This window comes from Aliivibrio sp. S3MY1 (assembly GCF_028765575.1).
Lineage (GTDB): Bacteria > Pseudomonadota > Gammaproteobacteria > Enterobacterales > Vibrionaceae > Aliivibrio.
This window is the reverse complement of the sequence record NZ_JARACO010000014.1, coordinates 45,152-62,147: the sequence shown is the minus strand read 5'-3', so window position 1 is coordinate 62,147 and position 16,996 is coordinate 45,152. Positions and strand designations below refer to the sequence as shown.

Sequence of the window (16,996 nt, the reverse complement as noted above, 5' to 3'; positions counted from 1 at the left end):
AAATGTATTTGTTAAGCGTTGTGGCTAAACTATCCAATGAGAATTGATACCAAAAGCTGAAGAAATATCTTCAGGATTTCAATTACTCATCCTGCTATTTGTTCATATTTTACAGCATCAAATAGTATGGAAAGGGAAGGATATACAATGGGTAAAGTCAAACTCGCCATAGTCACAATGTTGAAGCTTACCTTCGCATTTTGTCTCTATGGTTTGTCTCTGAATGTTGCAGCAGATGAATCGCCCCAAGTTAAGGCAGATTCATCAACTCGGCATGAGGTGACATTAATTCGTGACCGCGATTATGCGTGTACACAATGTCATAAAGATGAAAAAGAGACACTTAAAGGATCTCACGGAGAAGATTCATTTGCGATTCTTAAACGTGATGTGAATTGTGTTGAGTGTCATAAATCAATTGGGCCTGATCATCGAGAAGGCGCACCTCAAGTTACTAAATATTCTGCGGCACAATCAAAGCAAGGCACGGAAAAAGTGACCCTCTCGTTTGATGAAATTTTAAAAGCTAATAGCCAATGTACAGATTGTCATACCTCAGAAAGATTACGTGAAAAGAGTTGGACACATGATGTTCATGCTAAAAACTTAACTTGTTCATCTTGTCATGTTATTCATGGAGAAAAAGAAGCGGTACTTTTTTTTGACCATTCATCAAAGATAAAGATGTGTGTTGATTGCCACGCTGATTTTAATCAGAAAGAAAATAAGCTAGGAGAATAGTATGAGTTGTTCTAGACGAAATTTTTTAGCGGGTTCAGGTGCGGTGATCTTTACAACTGGAGTGGCGACAACCTCATTAATGAGCAGTAAAAAAACACTGGCTTATTCGATGGAAGATGGCGCAAAACGTTATGGCATGGTGCATGATGAGACAGCCTGTATTGGTTGTACAGCCTGTACTGAAGCGTGCCGAGAAGTGAACAGTGTGCCAGAGGGGGTTTCTCGATTAGAGATTATCCGTAGTGAACCTCGTGGTGAGTTTCCTGATGTTGATTATCGTTTTACACGTAAATCATGTCAGCATTGTGAGAATGCGCCGTGTGTGATGGTGTGTCCGACTGGTGCTGCTTATAAAGATGAAGCAACAGGTATTGTTGATGTTCATAATGAGAAATGCGTCGGTTGTGGCTACTGTTTAGCGGCGTGCCCTTATCAAGTTCGTTTCTTTAATCCTGTTACCAAATCAGCAGATAAATGTGATTTTTGTCGAGAGACTAATTTAGCACAAGGTAAACAACCTGCGTGTGTTGAATCTTGCCCGACAAAAGCACTGATCTTTGGGGACTTGAACGATAAAAACAGTGAGATTAATGCGGTATTAAGCAATAGCGTATTTTATCGAGATAAAGTGGATCTAGGTACTAAGCCTAAGTTATTTAAGATCCCAAACCAAAAAGGGGAGATTTAAGATGAGTGCATGGGAAGCTGCGTTTAATTTTGACTCTTTGGTATGGGATTGGATCATTGCGATCTATCTATTCTTAGCGGGTATGTCTGCTGGTGCGGTTATGATATCTATTTACTTAAAACGTAAAGTGATTGAAGGTAACCCTGCGGATAATGGCATTATCAAGGCGACGGCAATATTAGCGCCATTTGGTATTATTGCGGGTCTTACTATTTTGATTTTCCACTTAACTAAACCGTTATCTTTTTGGAAAATAATGATCTTCTTTAACCCTACGTCAGTAATGTCGATGGGGGTTATCTTATTCCAAGTATACATGGTCGTACTGTTTGCTTGGATTGGAGTGATTTTTAGAAAAGAGATCATGGGGTTCTTAAAAGGGAAGTTTGCTTTTATCGACACGATTTTGTTGAAGATTGAACAGTTTGAGAACGCATTAGAAATATTCTTAGCGGTGCTAGCGGTTATGTTGGCAGCTTACACTGGTTTCTTATTATCAGCTTTACAAACCTACCCAATGTTAAATAACCCGGTATTGCCGATTTTATTCTTGTTCTCAAGTTTATCTTCAGGTGCCGCGGCGTGTTTGCTGTTCGGTGTTCTTGGGTTTAAAGAATCAAGTCACAGTGCATCTGTAAAGTGGATACATAACTTTGAGCGTCCAGTTGTGGTGTTTGAATTATTTGTTCTTATCACTTTCTTTACGGGATTAATCTTTAGTGGAGGCCAAGGTGAGGCTGCTGCATGGGCTGCGATTGGTGGTGGTTTTTGGGGAACTTGGTTCTGGGCTGGTGTGATTGGCTTAGGTATGCTTGCGCCAATAGCTCTTAATGCATTTGCGCCAAAAGAAGTTGCTCATGGCAAAGGCTTTATTTTTGTTGTGACATCATTAAGTTTACTTGGTGTATTAATGCTGCGTACGTTTGTACTCTATGCAGGACAAATGACAGTCGTATAAAGTGTAACGCCATATCAGTGCTGCCTTATTTATCTGGGGAATACAGATATGGCGTTTCATCATTATTAAACAATTTTTTGAAAATCAATGGGGCAGTATGATTGCTGAAATCGGTCAGTTTTGGTTAATAGCAACGATGATATTATCATTTGTCGCTATGGGCTCGGTTGGATATGGTCTTATTAAAAGTAACGAACAATGGTCAATGGCTATTTTTCCTCTTTCTTTACTGAGCGGTTTGTTCAGTATTCTTTCTATCTCTGCACTTGGTTATGGTTTTTATATCGATGATTTTTCAATTCGATACATTGCTGAACATTCTAATTCTGCTTTACCGATCTTTTTTAAAATTGCCGCTATTTGGGGAGGTCACGAAGGCTCGTTACTGTTTTGGGTATTAACCTTAACGCTGTGGGCAGGGCTTATAACGCTAAATAGAAAACGGATTGAACAGGCTTATGTCATTCGTGTTTTATTGGTGTTAAATACGCTGATTGTGATTTTTTCCGCTTTTACTCTTTTCGCTTCTAATCCATTTATTATCTATGTAAATACGCCATTAGAAGGCCGAGATCTGAATCCAATGTTGCAAGATATTGGATTGATATTTCATCCACCATTACTTTATTTAGGTTATGTTGGTTTTGCCGCTACCTTCTCTTTTGCTTTGGCGGCATTAATGATGAAAGAGATTCCATCGGCATGGGTTCGTTATGCCAGAAATTGGACCTTACTGGCATGGGCTTTATTAACGGCGGGAATTAGCCTAGGTTCATGGTGGGCCTATTATGAATTAGGTTGGGGAGGCTGGTGGTTTTGGGATCCGGTAGAGAACGCTTCTTTGTTGCCATGGTTAACTGCTACGGCTCTACTACACACGTTAATTGCCAGCCATAAACAGCAACAGCTACTTAAAACCTCTGTCGTTTTAGCGTTGCTTACGTTTAGTTTGAGTATTCTTGGTACCTTTGTGGTGCGTTCGGGTGTATTGACTTCGGTTCACGCGTTTGCGGTTGATCCTACTCGTGGCATCATTTTGTTATTGATCCTTTTTGCTGTGCTTTTAGTTTCATTTTCTTTGTATGCACTTAAAAGTAAACAGCTAAATAGTAAATCGATCACTGAGTTGATGAGTCGCGATTTTCTTTTTCTACTGTTATCAGGACTGTTCTCAATAGCGACAATAACCGTGTTGCTAGGCACTTTTTATCCGATGATTTTTCAAATTTTAGGGTTAGGAAATATCTCTGTTGGTGCTCCTTATTTCAATCTACTGTTTGTGCCTATGGCGATAATAGCGCTGTTGATGATGGCCGTTTCAATTTTCGTTCAATGGGGTAAAAAAGCAGAAATCGCGACCAAAAGAAACGGCTTACTCTTGCTACTTGGTTCAATAATCTGTGGGTTGATTATCTACCGACTTCAATACAGTGAGCTGTTTATTGTGCCATCGATTATTTGGGTATTAGCTGTCGCTGTTGTTGGAGGTTCATTATGGACAATAAAACAGTCACAAGGAAAAGCGCTCGGAATGGCAGTGGCACATATAGGCGTTGCCGTTGTGATGATTGGGGCGGCAATGAATGCTGAACACTCTTTTGAAACCAGTGCGAAAATGGAGCCAGGCATTACTGCGAAATTAGCCGATTATGAGATTACTTATGTAGAAACGGATTTGTTAGTTGCTTCGAACTATACCGCAGAACAAGCCAATTTAATGATCAGTGAAGAGGGTAAGGAAATAGCAACCGTTCAGCCACAGCGTCGTCATTATCAAGTACGAGTGATGAACATGAGTGAGCCTGCTATGCATTGGTTTTGGCATGGTGATATCTATGTCACCTTGGGTGAAAAACTTAAAGATGGTAGCTTCGCGCTTCGCTTACAATATAAAGCCTATGTTAGATGGATATGGTTTGGCTCTATCCTAATGGCATTAGGTGGTATTATTGCCATCATTAAAAAGAAAAAAGCGGAAGAAGCATAAGGCAATCTTGATGAAAACAGGTTCTAAGAAAACAATAGCGAAAATAGGCCTAGCCGTTAGTGTATGTATTGGTATTTTTATCGTCTTACTTAGCGGATTAGAAACCAAAGGATCAAGCACCTCAATAGCGATGGTGGGTGAGAGTGTCCCTGCTTTTGAATTGCCAGAAGTCATGGATACCTCTGTATTATTAAATGAGGCTTTATTCCAACAACAGCCCTTAACCTTATTAAATGTCTGGGCTGCGTGGTGTGGTATTTGTAAAACAGAACATCACTTTTTACATCAATTAAAGGAACAGGGTATAACCATCATTGGCTTAGACTATCGAGACGATCGCATTGCAGCGAAACAAGTATTAGAGCAGACAGGCTCACCATACCAAGCCGTGATTTTCGATCCAAGAGGATCACTTGCAATGGATTTAGGCGTTTTTGGTACACCGACGACTTTTTTAATTGATCAGAACGGAGTGATATTACATCGTTTTACTGGCGCTTTAGATGAGAAAAAGTGGCAACGTGAATTTTCTCATTTCTTTAAGGAATAATAATGAAACGATGTAAAGAATTACGGTTCTTAATTATTGTAGTATTTAGCTCGATGTCCGTTCAGGCTAATTCGGATAATGGCTCAAGCTTGTTTGTTGGCGCGGATAAAGAGGTGATTGAAAGTGTAGAATTATTTGAATTTAATTCACCACAAGAGCAGAAGCGTTCTATCGATTTAGCGAAACAACTGCGTTGCCCTCAATGTCAGAACCAAAACTTAGTAGAGTCAAACTCTCCAATAGCCAAAGATTTACGCTTAGAAGTTTATCAGCAAATAAAAGCAGGTAAGAGTGATAAAGACGTGGTGGCATTTATGACTCGGCGTTTTGGGGACTTTGTTTTATATGAACCGCCATTAAATGCGAAAACCTATGTGCTTTGGCTATTGCCGTTGTTGCTACTTATTGGTTTTAGCATTATGGCGGTCAATTTAGTAAGAAAAAACCGTTGAAATATGACGATAATGATTAAATGGTGACATTATTTAATTAGATGTCTTAAAGTCATTGAGCGTTTGACTTAGCTTGTTCATATTGTTGTTTATGCTATTTATTTTATTCGCTAAATCTTTTGAGACCTCATAACTTGTCGATGTGGCATCGTTAATGTTTATAGCATTCACGTTAATTTCATTAATCACACAAGTTTGTTCTTCAGAAGCGGTTGCAACTTGAGCTTCCACTTCAGTTAATTGATTAATATTAACATTCACTTCATCCATATTATTCATCGCTTCATTTGACGATAATATACAAGAATCCATTAATTGATAACAAGTATTGACCTCTTGTTTTACGGAGTTAGCTCGATTTTGAAGTTTTAGAATGATCTCTTCTATATTTGAAGTAGATTCTTGTGTTTTTTGAGCCAATACTCGAACTTCATCTGCAACAACAGCAAAGCCTCTTCCTTGTTCTCCAGCTCTTGCGGCTTCAATAGCTGCGTTTAAGGCAAGTAAGTTTGTTTGTGATGCGATTGTACTGATCATTTCTAGAACGGTGGAGATTTGTTCAGAATCGTCTTGTAACCCTTGGACAGCAACATTAGATGCTTCTAATTTACTGTTGGTTTCTAATATATCTTCAGAGGTCTTTTGAACAAATGATTGCGTTAATTTAGACATCTGTGATGATTTATTCGTTAGTTCTGATGATATAACGATATTATTAGTCGTCTCCCCAGCTGTCGCTGCCACTTCATTTAGTGCCGTTACTAATTGATTCATATTATCTTGGGCATATTGCATAGATTCTGCATTATGATTAATTTCTTTATTGAAATTAATTAAATTATCAGATGTTAGGTTACATGTTTCTTTTGCTAACTCTATGATATTATTTATTTTTAGTCTAAATTCTCTTAAAGACAGCATTAGCTCGCCAATTTCATCTTTTTGAAATTTATCACTGTCGATAAAATGACATAATTTGCCTTTTGCGATATTTAAATTTGAAAAGTCTTTAACCGAAGCATTGATTAAGTTTAATCGATTAATAATCCCTTTTGATAGATTTAAAATGATAAAGCAAACGACGATAATACAAACTAAATAGAAGATGATTGCAGTCGTCTTTTTCTTATTAACACTGTCTTTAACATCTTTATCAAAGTCAGATATATATGAGTAATTGATGTCTTTTAATCTTGTTACTGTTGAGAATATGTCATTAAATAATGATAGAGAATTTTTGTATCCATCTTCAGTGTAATTTAATGATAATAATTTCAAATGTGAATTATAATCAGCGATTTGTTTTTTTAGAAGATTGAAGTTTTTTAAATCTTCTTCATTTGCGTCATATTTGCTATATAATTCCAATTCTCTTTCTAACAACAGTGATATTTCATTTGCTGTTTTTATATTTTCATCTTTATTTATATTATAAATAACTAAAAGCTCATATCTTCGCTTCTCGTTTAATGCGTTCTCTATATTACTAATGGAATCAAATGAACCAATTATTTCATTAATTAAATATTTTTTTTCATTTTCTGAATCATTTAAAGATTTGTATAACAGCGAAAGCGAAACGATAAAAGATAGACCAACGAGTGATATGATAGCGTAAAGAGTAAATTTTACGTTAATTTTCATTTTTTGAACTCCATTAATAATCAAAATAGAAGTGATTATTGTTTTAAAGACTGTTTATTATTAGGCATCATGAGAGACGAATAAAAGTTAATCATCTGCTTATAGGTATCTCGATGTTTATATGTGACCTCATATAAATATGGATGATTTTAGATATTATTTATAATGAATAAAGTTAATCGTAACGATTAAAAATAATAACCAACATGTTATTTATTATCATTGGATAATAGGTGTGTTGATGTGCAATTTCTGACGTTAGGGTCGAGTATCCTAACATCAGGCCATGTAAACACCTCCGTTAAAGGGGTTTATAGGATAGCCAGCATGAATATTAAAACAGTTATTGTTACTAATGTCAATTGGTTGGCGACAATAATGAATAATTAGTCACAATTTATTCAATATTTAGTTAGTGTTGTAAAATACCTATAACGCACGCTAAGCGTAGATACGAAAAAGGCTGCAGAAAGATGGCAATACATATTTCTGAATTCAATATTCTCATCATCAATGATCGATGTGTTGAAAATATTGGTTCTTGAACATCAAGGAAATGCTTGGTTGCCTGCTTATCGTTATCAAGCTAAGTTACATCCAGCAGGCGAGAAGGTTTGGATCATTTTGTATGAAAGAGAGTCTTAGTTTTCAGCATTTGACTCTTTTTCTAAACAAATAGTAGGAACACATAATATTAAAATGGATGCACTGATAATTGAAGCAATCAGATCTGTAGGCCAGTGCATACCAAGCCAAACACGACTAAAACCAACACCTACTCCCCAAGCAATGACGGCAGCGGTTAAAAGATAGTGCTTATGACGTAATAAAAATCCACCCCAGAATAAGACACAGATTGCGGCAAATATAGTGTGTCCAGATGGAAATGAATAGTTAGTGCTTGCTCGCCATTGTTCAATGCGGGCAGGGCTCACTCTGTTTTCTGTATGGTTAATCAGTGCTTGTTTGCTGTCTTCATCTAATGAATAAAAACGCTCAGTACTGGCAATAAGATTAACTTGTACTAAGGCTTGTGTATAGGGACGAGGGATCTCTGTTATTGCTTTCACACCGCTTTTAAGCATAAAACTGAGTATGAGAAGAATGCCAAATTGTAGGTATAAAGAGAGGATTTTTTTTATAGACAGTCGTTGAATAATAGGGATTGAACAGAGAATCGCTAAGGTAAGAATAAATAGGTATTCACCAGCTGAACGACTCAACCATTTAAGAAGTTCATTTTCAAACGGCGGTAATAATGTGAATAAATCAGGGGTAGGGGTTAGTAATAAAATCGTTCCCATAACTGAAATAAACAGAAAAAAAACGATAAATTCGTAAGTGCGATGTTTAGGAGAAAAAGAAAAAAACATAATTATTCATTTAATAGGTTTTAGTGAGATGAGTGTACCTTTATTCGCTTATTGATAGTCAGAATAAAGTAAGGAAAGGCGCTAATTTCATAGATCTTGCCCTATAGTGTAACAAATTTTTAAGGTAAATAGATGTTCTATATCTATTAGGTAAGGTATTTTTATTGCTATAGAGCGTCAGACATTTTTTTATTTAAAGAGTTCGATTAATTTATTAGTGTTCATAGGATCTCTAACGACACAACGTATACTGATGCCATCCTTATAACCATTTTTCTGAGCCATAGTATCTAACGATTATTACTAAAATTGATAGATAGCTCTATGAATAAAGACTCTACCTGAACAGAGTCTTTTTTTTGTTTATAAATCATGCTCTAATTGTGGTTCTATTCTTATTTGGTATTCACATGTCTCCAATTATTCGCCGAGCAAAAGAAACCGATCTATTTTGCCTAAACTCAATGATGTATCAGTTGCATGATGAGCATCACCAACAGTCTCCTGAATTATTTAAAACGGCGTCTGAGATCGAAGAGGAGAAAAGTATCTCTCGCTATTTAGATGATCCGGATTGCATGGTATATGTTGCAGATTTTGACGGTGTGATTGTTGGCTTTGTGACGGGGCATTTTTGTGAATTGATTTCAACCGTAAGTAAACCTGTGATGATGGCAACGATAGATGAGCTGTATGTTGAATCAAAACATCGTAGGGAAGGTGTTGCTGAACAATTAATGACACGAATAGAACAAGAGCTAAAGGATTACGGAGTTAGAGAGATTTTTGTAGAAGTATGGGATTTTAATCAAAGCGCACTAAATTTCTATTATCAACGAGGCATGACAGATCATATACACTATTTACGCAAAGCATTAAAAGAGAGTGAGATATGAACAAGCGGTTTACTTTTGCTTCATTGTTTGTAATGTTCCTTACAACTTTGCTCCCAACGTCAGCGATAGCGAATGAAACTCTTATTCCAAAAGGGGCAGTGTGTGTGGTCGATGATGGTTTTCGTATTGTACTTGTTGAAGAGTTAATTACAGGTAAATTGTCACTGCCCGGAGGCTTAATTGATGAAGGAGAGACGCCACAGGAAGCGGCGGAACGAGAAGTGTGGGAAGAAGCTGGCTTAGTTGTAACTGCACAAGAGATATTACATCAAGATGAAAAAGCGACAATTTACCGCTGTCGTAGTGATTCGGACATTATTGTATTTGATTTGGAGACCCGTAATGGCTTTTATCGGATCCCATCATGGTTTGCACCACATTATGGTGTAGAGACTGGAGCTGTTTATTTAACAGAACCTTACAAGATTAAGTCAGATAAATATCGTTACCCAGAACAGTTAGAGCAACTTAAACATTGGTTCGCTAAGCCGTTGGAGAGTGATAATAAAATCACATGGGTGAATAATTTAGTCGACCAAGCCTCAGATATCCATCAAGTTGAATTACAGTTATTAACGTCATTACGAGTAAGTATAGATAGTTTGCCTGCTGTTATTAATATCAGTATTAAAATGTTTTTTACAGTAATAAATGAGACAGGGACGGAGATATTTTTCTATTTTCTATTTATTGTCGCTCTTGTCTATTTTGGTCGTGAAAGTGCGCTCACCTTATTATTTGGCATTGTTTTAACCGTTGTTTTTACAGGGCTAGCTAAGCAAGGGCTAGGGTTACCCCGTCCATTTGTTTATGTACCTCAATTACAACTCACTCAAGCAAATGGTTTTGGTTTACCAAGTATGAATGCCATGTTAGCTACGGTTGTTTATGGGGTATTCTATCTTTCACTAAAGAGAAAGCAGATCTCATCAGTAGCATTACGCCGCTTTGGTCTATTCTTTATTGGATTGATCATCGCTCAATCAATTGCACATATTTGGCTTGGTATTCACTTTTTGAGTGATGCGATTGTGGGGATAGCGTTAGGCGCGATGGTTATCGTTCACTTTTCGAGCTTGCAGCGTAAGCATGGTGATTTGTTGTATCGTGTTATGGCAAGTTTACCATTTTGGGTAATTATAGCCTTAGTAACAAGTGGTATTGCTTTTACTATGCAATATATGAATTATTTATATATGGCGTCACTGTGCTGGGGTGTTGTTTTAGCCATTCTGTTATCAAAAGAGCAGCCAAGCTTAAATATTAAGGTTTGCTTTATTACCTTGTTTGTTTTATTGATTATGGTAGTGAGTGCGCGTTTTGGTACGGGTTTATTATTAGATTCGTTAGAAGTCAGTTCAGTAACGGTTCTAACAGTAAAATCGGTCGCAAATTTATCGCTAATACTTATGCTTCTTACAATATCGGCTTGGTTGCCACGTGGGATAACTCATAAAAAGAAAGATAATTAGAAAGAGGGACTGAGTAGCCTTATTTATGTAGAAGGCTACTCGGTAACATACTGGAATAGGAAGTAAATAATTGGTTTATTTTGAATGCTCTCCTAGCCATTCTAATGCTTTATTTTGGATCAGTACTCTTTTTGTTTTGTTCAATTTCTTGCCAGAAAAATCACGATATTTATCTGCATCAGGGTAGGCTTTTGAAGCCGCTAAATTAAACCAAAAATAGGCTTTTCCCATATCCTGTTTAACTTCAGAACCTTTAAAATATAAAAAACCCAGATTACGCATTGCTGTTGCGTTTCCAGCTTCTGCTGCTTGTATATAAAGTAATTCTGCTTGATGTGAACTTTGAACTAAGTCTTTACCATTAAGATATAAATCAGCTAAGTTATTCATAGCATTGCTATTATTCATGTCAATGGCTTTATTATACCAGTCAATAGCGATTGAGAACTTCTCTTGGCTTTCATAAATCTTACCAAGATTGTAGTAGGCCATGGAGCTTTCATTTGCTGCAGCTTTAGTAAAATATTGAATTGCTAAGTGCGTATTAACGTCAGTACCAATGCCTTTCGCGTAAATCACGCCTATTTTATTTTGTGCTTCGATAGAGCCATTATTTGCGGCACTGGTTAACCAAGTGATGGCATCTTTATAATTATCTTGGTTTAAATAAGCAGTACCTTTGAGGTAATCATTGTGAGCTTCAGTATTAGCTAAGGCCAGAGAGGAGCATAATGACGCCGATAAGATTAGGGTTTTTAACATTAATTTCATTACAGAACCAAGAAGTTAGCCAATATAGAATGCTATTTTATCAATAAAATATGGTGACAGCGAGAGATAAATTAATCGGTTCTTTATTCTATATTTGAAAAGGCCTTCTATTAATATAGAGTGCCTTTCAATCATTACTTACTTTGTATCGCAATCGCAGGCGGGTAGATATCTGACTTTCTAAACTCTTGCATTACACGCAGTGTAATATCTGTTTCAAATAATTTTTCAAATTTAATATCGACGACATAGGCTTTACATGTTAACTGTATGGCTAAGTAATTATCCGTTATTGTCTGCTGAACAAGTACTACGACAGGCTTTGGTAAATGGATATAACGACTTGATGATGCCGCTTCTTGAATAATATCGCGAGCAGCGTTTATGTCTTGATCCATTCCAATGTAAAAAGGGATAACGACTTGCATATCTAGTGCACCGTAGTTTCCGCTCATTGCGACTTCATTTAAAAATTTGTTGTTTGGTATCGTGATTATATCGTCGTTTAATGTTTGCATACGGACTGAACGTAAACCAATGGCAATAATGTCCCCATAATTATCTTCGAATGTCACTCTATCCCCAACCTGGAAAGGTCGATCAATCATGATGGTTAAGCCCGCAATGAAAGAAGCCGTAAGGTCTTTTAATGCAAAACCAATAGAGACGGCGAGAGTACCACCAATTAACGCTAATACTCTTTCATCGACTCGAAAACTAAGCATGAATACCGCGATGCCAGTCGACATATAGATAAAGAATTGAAAGAAGGATTGCAGCTTTTGCATTAACATTCTACGTTGAGCAAATTGGCTACTAATCCCATCAACGATAGATTGTGTAAAGCGGAGCAATAACCATGCAACAAATACTATGATGAATGAAAATGCAACACCACTCCAGCGGATCAAACTTGCGAATTGATGGAGATTATCAAGTGATTGAGCATCTTCCGCTAATGCGGTATGTCCAAAGCTGAATGCAATAAGAAAAACAAATAATCGAAGCATATTATTTCACCAGTAAGTGTTGACGATGTAACACATTAGTAATGTGACGGAACCAGTGATCGGAAATACGTGCTTTTTCGTCATTCCATTCAATGTATCCACGGCTTTGAAAGTATCGTAATGTACTTATAACTTCAGCCATACTTAAACGACTGCATTCACAGACATCCGCAGGAGAGGCGATCTCCAATTGTACAATGGAACGAAGTACTGCAAGCATTGGTTTAGGCATTGTCTCTAAGTCATCTGAATGGGGGGCTTTGAATAAGCGAACCAGCACAGCTTCAGTGTCTTTATTACGATGTAAAGATAATCGGAAAAAGCGTAATGCAACCGTAGGGTTACCATCTGAGTAATCCCATAAAATACGATAGAAGCCATTTCTTGCTCGCTCTTCTTCCGTTAAATTTTCTTCGTCCCATTGTCTTGGAAGAACTAAACCATCGAATGAAACAGAAGATACAGTTTCATTCGTTTTGGTTTCTTGTGTGGTGGTAATACGAGATTCAAGCAGTTGAGCTATCTGTTTTTCATCCCATTTAGGCATGAAGGTAACTAAATCAAACAGCAAACGCTCCCCACGAGCTCGATCGATAAAACGCCAACTCGATTTTTCAATGGTTAATACAACGCGGTGACTTTTACGAGCACGACGCAGTAAGTTGGTCAGTTTCATTAAGTCCGCTAATCCATTTACTTTAGGCTTAACTAAGCGCTGTGCATTATCAAAAGCCAATAGATAACAGGTTTCACTGTTTCGCAGATACTGAAGAATATCTTTTTCAGTCGATTCTTCAGGTAATCCTAATTGATTAGCAAATTCTGGTAATAAAGCAGAGTAGCCGTCATAAGGGCAATTTAAATACAGTGGCTGTGCATTTTTAACTTTATTTATAATTCGATTAAGCAGGGTGGTTGTGCCAACGCCTCGCTCTCCTGAAAGAACACACACGGCAGGATTATCTGTCAATAAGTAACGAGAAAGCGCCATCATTTCTTCTTTTGCATACTCTTCAATTAATGTTGATTCTTCTGAACCCGGAGAAATATAATCAAAAGCGGCAGCTCCTTTGATCCGAACTAGGTTAGATTGTACGCGTGAGACTTCTGTTTGTTTTGCGACTTCAATTCTAAATAAATACGCGAGAGCATGACTAAACGCGGTGTATTGGGACAGTACGCTAATAACATTATGTTGGATTGATCGCCAAGAGAGCCAAACCGCACCACTAGCCGTCGCTGCGATAGAGATCAGGAATGTATTTTGATTTCTTACTGCCCATTGAATAGATACTGGTAATGGATCTAAGAGGTGAATTTTTTCAAAGACCGTTTCTTTCCATTGCTTTAGGCTATAAACCGTAAGAAGGACAAAAAATAGATAAACTAATGAATTGATCCATGCGTAAATTGTACCTTCCCCAAGAGTGCGAGATGAAATTTGTAAAATAACACCGGCAACAATTCCTCCCCAAACATAGTGACGAATAGTGGCTAATCGACGAGCAATAACCTCTTTCTTATTATGTTTACTGTTACGATAAATAAATTCTAGAATGAAGCTTACGGCAATAGAACCACCTAAAACCCACCACGTAAAGATCTCAAGAAAAATAAGATGTTGTAGGCTTGGGAGTGTCGAGATAATTCGCAATGTTATGGTAATTAATAGTAACCAAGCAATCGCTTTATGGGCTCGAGTAAAGTACCAAATAGTTCTAATAATAATATTTGGTTTTGTCGTACCTTCGAGCTTTGATCTTTTAAAGTCATAGATTAAGCGAGCACTATTTTTTAGCCACCAGCTGAATACAAAAAAGACACACAATACTTTGAAAATAACACTGATAATAGGTACCGGTGAAATTTGTAAATCGCGTAATAAATTTTTAAAACTTCGAATTTGATAATGCAGATAATATTCAATATTCAATCGAGTGATTGATAGCTCAGCGTAGAATTGCGTTACGCCATAGGGACCAAATCCTGTTAACTGATCCCTAGTTATTTGGTCGGTTAATTGTAGCAATAGCTGCTTACTAAGATTGAGAGAGTTTAGTGATTGATGATCTGCTTCAACGATTAACCAATGAGCTTCACTACCATTTTTTCGATAATCAACCAGTGCTTTTTTAAGATCTTCGGCATGTCTTTTCTGCTGGGTAATTGTCGTCGATAAGAGACGCTTTATCTGAGCGTAATCATTTTTAGAGAAAAAGTGTTGCTCTGGCAGAGAATGAATGCTTTCTTCAATCTTTTGTGCTTGTGGTGAGATCTTTATTGGTTGCTCGTCAGAAAGTCCCCAGCTTGCATAACTGGCTTGAGGTAAAGTGAAAATAAGGATAAATAAAAAATAATGAGAGAGCTTTATCATATGGCCCCAATAAAGAGTAGTTTAATATTACCTTAGTGAATTTTTAAAAAAAAACCAGTAACAAAGCTAGGAATGGAGATGAAAATATAAAGATAAACCTATTTTTCAAAAGGTATTAATTCTAATTGGTACGGAAAGCAATTAGAATATAGGATGAAAATGTATTCCTCTTTTGATGATATTTATATATGTATTGGTTCCTATTTTTTACTGGCGTAATTTGCTTAATTGTTATGATTTTGCACTTTCAATCAGTTGAAAAGAAAAAAACATTAGCGGCGCAACGAAGAAGCAATTATTCGCCTTCTTCTCCTATCGTTATTTTTGATGATGAAATAGACAGAAAAGATAAGATTGAGCGTGCAAATAAAGGCAATATCACCGCTCAGCTTGCCTTGGGATCCGATCTAGAATTAGTCGACCAAAACGGAGCCATTAAATGGTATCTCAAAGCAGCAGAGCAAAATAGTCAACAGGCGTTCTATGCATTAGTTCGTCTTTATGATAACAACTATGATGATCCTAACTCTGGTGAAAAGTCAAAATATTGGGATGCTCGATTAGGTGATTCAAAAGGTAAGCAGAGTTCAACATTTAAGTTAGGCAAGCTTTATCTTGAAGGAATTGGTTGCGAAAAAAATATTGAACTTGGCACTCAAACTATTACGGCATTAGCATTAAATGATCATTTAGAGGCCCAGCTTTTTCTCGCTCAATGGTATCAAAAGCTTCAAGATGGTCACCCTGAAGGGTTTTATTGGATGTTGAGAGCGGCTTATCAAGACGATCCAAAGGCGATGGTTACTGTCAGTTCTTGTTATTACCATGGTATAGGGATAAAGAAGAATATTTACAAAGCGATTTATTGGACAGAGCGTGGAGGGGAGCTTAAAAGCCCGGAGTCACAACTTCGTTCTGCTCAATACAATCAAAAAATATCTTCTTCTCATAATGCGGTTGCTTATATTTGGGCTTATCTTGCGGTTGCTAATGGCTATGAAGAGGCACATAGTTTAAAGAATGACTTAGAAGCCAGTTTGCCTTTAGAAAATCTATTAACGATTCAAAATGTGGCTCGTAAGTTACATGGACTGATGGATGAAAAGCCAGCAAAGAAACATTCGGTAATTCGTTTACTTAATAAGTTCTATGTAAGAGAAAATTACTTTCCGACAGAAGATATTAATGATGAGTGTGCAATGTATACCAACTAGATTTATTTCTTAAGGTTGTAACTAAATCAGTAGATGTCAAATTAATAGATACAAAAATGCCAGCCGGTGAGGGCTGGCATTTTTTATGCTCATCGACATATTTATCGATTAATCATCACGCATAATACCAAGAATACTTAGTAGGCTGATGAAGATGTTGTAGATAGAAACATACAGCGTAATCGTTGCTGAGATGTAGCTTGTTTCACCACCACGGATGATTGATTGTGTTGTAAGCAGAATCGCACCAGTAGAGAAAAGAATGAACATAGCGCTCATCGCAAGGTGTAATAAAGGCATTTGTAGGAAGATATTCGCAACCATACCAATTAGAAGCACAACGAAACCAGCCATTAGCACACCGTTAAGGAATGATAAATCACGCTTAGTTGTTAATGCGTAAGCTGATGCTGCCATGAATGATAATGCCGTACCGCCAAGAGCCGTTAGGATAACATCGCCCATACCTGCACCAATGTACATGTTTAGGATTGGACCAATGGTATAACCTAAGAAACCAGTAAATAAGAAGGTAAATACAAGACCCATGCTGTTGTTACGGTTTTTCTCTGTTAGGAACAATAGTCCGTAGAAACCAACAAGCATAATGATAATACCTGGACGAGGTAAATTCAGAGCCATTGATACACCAGCAACAAGCGCTGACCATAACAGTGTCATAGACAGTAAGAAATAAGTATTACGTAATACTTTATTTGTTTGTAGAGCCGACTCTTGTGTATGAGTTTGGCCGAACATTTGATTATTCATCGTATTCCCCTTGGAATGGACAGACATAAATATATAGACAGTTATGGTGCCTATAGTTCAAAAAATCAAGTAAGTTCTAATTTTTGAACTGAATT

15 protein-coding genes are annotated in these 16,996 nt (G+C 36.9%); 9 read left to right on the top strand and 6 right to left on the bottom strand.

From position 1 onward, the window contains the following. Positions 1 to 147 precede the first annotated feature (147 nt). The 6 genes from nrfB (at position 148) to nrfF (ending at position 5,376) form a co-directional block, all read left to right on the top strand. A complete protein-coding gene (nrfB, locus tag PVK62_RS10800; protein ID WP_274444885.1) occupies positions 148 to 741 on the top strand; it encodes a cytochrome c nitrite reductase pentaheme subunit in 594 nt (197 codons plus the stop codon). Between the two features lies 1 nt (position 742). Further along, on the top strand, positions 743 to 1,429 hold the full coding sequence (gene nrfC / locus PVK62_RS10795) for a cytochrome c nitrite reductase Fe-S protein (RefSeq protein WP_061002749.1): 687 nt from the start codon (positions 743 to 745) through the stop codon (positions 1,427 to 1,429). 1 nt (position 1,430) lies between these two features. After that, a complete protein-coding gene (nrfD, locus tag PVK62_RS10790; protein WP_274444884.1) occupies positions 1,431 to 2,387 on the top strand; it encodes a cytochrome c nitrite reductase subunit NrfD in 957 nt (318 codons plus the stop codon). Positions 2,388 to 2,484: 97 nt separating this feature from the next. Then, positions 2,485 to 4,374 carry a heme lyase CcmF/NrfE family subunit gene (locus tag PVK62_RS10785; protein ID WP_274444882.1) on the top strand — a complete coding sequence of 630 codons (1,890 nt, stop codon included), beginning with the start codon at positions 2,485 to 2,487 and terminating at the stop codon, positions 4,372 to 4,374. Between the two features lie 10 nt (positions 4,375 to 4,384). Beyond that, positions 4,385 to 4,924 (top strand): DsbE family thiol:disulfide interchange protein, encoded by a 540-nt coding sequence (locus PVK62_RS10780; protein ID WP_274444879.1) that lies wholly within the window; start codon positions 4,385 to 4,387, stop codon positions 4,922 to 4,924. Between the two features lie 2 nt (positions 4,925 to 4,926). Next, positions 4,927 to 5,376: a heme lyase NrfEFG subunit NrfF gene (nrfF, locus tag PVK62_RS10775; protein ID WP_443111772.1), complete on the top strand. Its 450-nt coding sequence runs from the start codon at positions 4,927 to 4,929 to the stop codon at positions 5,374 to 5,376. 33 nt (positions 5,377 to 5,409) lie between these two features. Here the strand turns inward: nrfF and PVK62_RS10770 are convergent, their stop codons facing one another. Next, complete coding sequence (locus PVK62_RS10770) at positions 5,410 to 7,020, bottom strand: methyl-accepting chemotaxis protein (RefSeq protein WP_274444877.1); 1,611 nt, start codon at positions 7,018 to 7,020, stop codon at positions 5,410 to 5,412. Positions 7,021 to 7,661: 641 nt separating this feature from the next. Next, on the bottom strand, positions 7,662 to 8,393 hold the full coding sequence (locus PVK62_RS10765; protein ID WP_274444876.1) for a phosphatase PAP2 family protein: 732 nt from the start codon (positions 8,391 to 8,393) through the stop codon (positions 7,662 to 7,664). 410 nt (positions 8,394 to 8,803) lie between these two features. Between PVK62_RS10765 and PVK62_RS10760 the strand changes: the two genes are divergently transcribed. Together PVK62_RS10760 and PVK62_RS10755 are read left to right on the top strand one after the other, a co-directional pair. Further along, positions 8,804 to 9,289 (top strand): GNAT family N-acetyltransferase, encoded by a 486-nt coding sequence (locus PVK62_RS10760; RefSeq protein ID WP_274444875.1) that lies wholly within the window; start codon positions 8,804 to 8,806, stop codon positions 9,287 to 9,289. Further along, complete coding sequence (locus tag PVK62_RS10755; protein WP_274444872.1) at positions 9,286 to 10,761, top strand: bifunctional NUDIX hydrolase/phosphatase PAP2 family protein; 1,476 nt, start codon at positions 9,286 to 9,288, stop codon at positions 10,759 to 10,761. Before PVK62_RS10760 ends, PVK62_RS10755 begins: the two co-directional genes overlap by 4 nt. Positions 10,762 to 10,836: 75 nt before the next feature. Here PVK62_RS10755 and PVK62_RS10750 read toward each other — a convergent pair whose 3' ends face one another. The 3 genes from PVK62_RS10750 to PVK62_RS10740 all read right to left on the bottom strand — a co-directional run bounded on the left by PVK62_RS10750 (position 10,837) and on the right by PVK62_RS10740 (position 14,916). Next, positions 10,837 to 11,532 (bottom strand): tetratricopeptide repeat protein, encoded by a 696-nt coding sequence (locus PVK62_RS10750; protein WP_274444870.1) that lies wholly within the window; start codon positions 11,530 to 11,532, stop codon positions 10,837 to 10,839. A 134-nt stretch (positions 11,533 to 11,666) separates the two neighbouring features. After that, positions 11,667 to 12,542, bottom strand: coding sequence for a mechanosensitive ion channel family protein (locus tag PVK62_RS10745; protein WP_274444869.1), 876 nt, complete (start codon positions 12,540 to 12,542; stop codon positions 11,667 to 11,669). Position 12,543: 1 nt separating this feature from the next. Further along, positions 12,544 to 14,916 (bottom strand): ATP-binding protein, encoded by a 2,373-nt coding sequence (locus tag PVK62_RS10740; protein WP_274444867.1) that lies wholly within the window; start codon positions 14,914 to 14,916, stop codon positions 12,544 to 12,546. A 188-nt stretch (positions 14,917 to 15,104) separates the two neighbouring features. Between PVK62_RS10740 and PVK62_RS10735 the strand changes: the two genes are divergently transcribed. Further along, the gene (locus PVK62_RS10735; RefSeq protein ID WP_274444865.1) at positions 15,105 to 16,130 is read left to right on the top strand and encodes a tetratricopeptide repeat protein; all 1,026 of its coding nucleotides are present in this window, start codon (positions 15,105 to 15,107) and stop codon (positions 16,128 to 16,130) included. A gap of 108 nt (positions 16,131 to 16,238) precedes the next feature. Here the strand turns inward: PVK62_RS10735 and PVK62_RS10730 are convergent, their stop codons facing one another. Further along, positions 16,239 to 16,901 (bottom strand): Bax inhibitor-1/YccA family protein, encoded by a 663-nt coding sequence (locus PVK62_RS10730; protein WP_274444864.1) that lies wholly within the window; start codon positions 16,899 to 16,901, stop codon positions 16,239 to 16,241. Between the last annotated feature and the right edge of the window lie 95 nt (positions 16,902 to 16,996).

Excerpts from the sequence above, each read along its gene's own strand:
- nrfB (WP_274444885.1), top strand. The coding sequence starts at position 148 with ATGGGTAAAGTCAAACTCGCCATAGTCACAATGTTGAAGCTTACCTTC.
- nrfC (WP_061002749.1), top strand. The coding sequence starts at position 743 with ATGAGTTGTTCTAGACGAAATTTTTTAGCGGGTTCAGGTGCGGTGATC.
- nrfD (WP_274444884.1), top strand. The coding sequence starts at position 1,431 with ATGAGTGCATGGGAAGCTGCGTTTAATTTTGACTCTTTGGTATGGGAT.
- PVK62_RS10785 (WP_274444882.1), top strand. The coding sequence starts at position 2,485 with ATGATTGCTGAAATCGGTCAGTTTTGGTTAATAGCAACGATGATATTA.
- PVK62_RS10780 (WP_274444879.1), top strand. The coding sequence starts at position 4,385 with ATGAAAACAGGTTCTAAGAAAACAATAGCGAAAATAGGCCTAGCCGTT.
- nrfF (WP_443111772.1), top strand. The coding sequence starts at position 4,927 with ATGAAACGATGTAAAGAATTACGGTTCTTAATTATTGTAGTATTTAGC.
- PVK62_RS10770 (WP_274444877.1), bottom strand. The coding sequence starts at position 7,020 with ATGAAAATTAACGTAAAATTTACTCTTTACGCTATCATATCACTCGTT.
- PVK62_RS10765 (WP_274444876.1), bottom strand. The coding sequence starts at position 8,393 with ATGTTTTTTTCTTTTTCTCCTAAACATCGCACTTACGAATTTATCGTT.
- PVK62_RS10760 (WP_274444875.1), top strand. The coding sequence starts at position 8,804 with ATGTCTCCAATTATTCGCCGAGCAAAAGAAACCGATCTATTTTGCCTA.
- PVK62_RS10755 (WP_274444872.1), top strand. The coding sequence starts at position 9,286 with ATGAACAAGCGGTTTACTTTTGCTTCATTGTTTGTAATGTTCCTTACA.
- PVK62_RS10750 (WP_274444870.1), bottom strand. The coding sequence starts at position 11,532 with ATGAAATTAATGTTAAAAACCCTAATCTTATCGGCGTCATTATGCTCC.
- PVK62_RS10745 (WP_274444869.1), bottom strand. The coding sequence starts at position 12,542 with ATGCTTCGATTATTTGTTTTTCTTATTGCATTCAGCTTTGGACATACC.
- PVK62_RS10740 (WP_274444867.1), bottom strand. The coding sequence starts at position 14,916 with ATGATAAAGCTCTCTCATTATTTTTTATTTATCCTTATTTTCACTTTA.
- PVK62_RS10735 (WP_274444865.1), top strand. The coding sequence starts at position 15,105 with ATGTATTGGTTCCTATTTTTTACTGGCGTAATTTGCTTAATTGTTATG.
- PVK62_RS10730 (WP_274444864.1), bottom strand. The coding sequence starts at position 16,901 with ATGAATAATCAAATGTTCGGCCAAACTCATACACAAGAGTCGGCTCTA.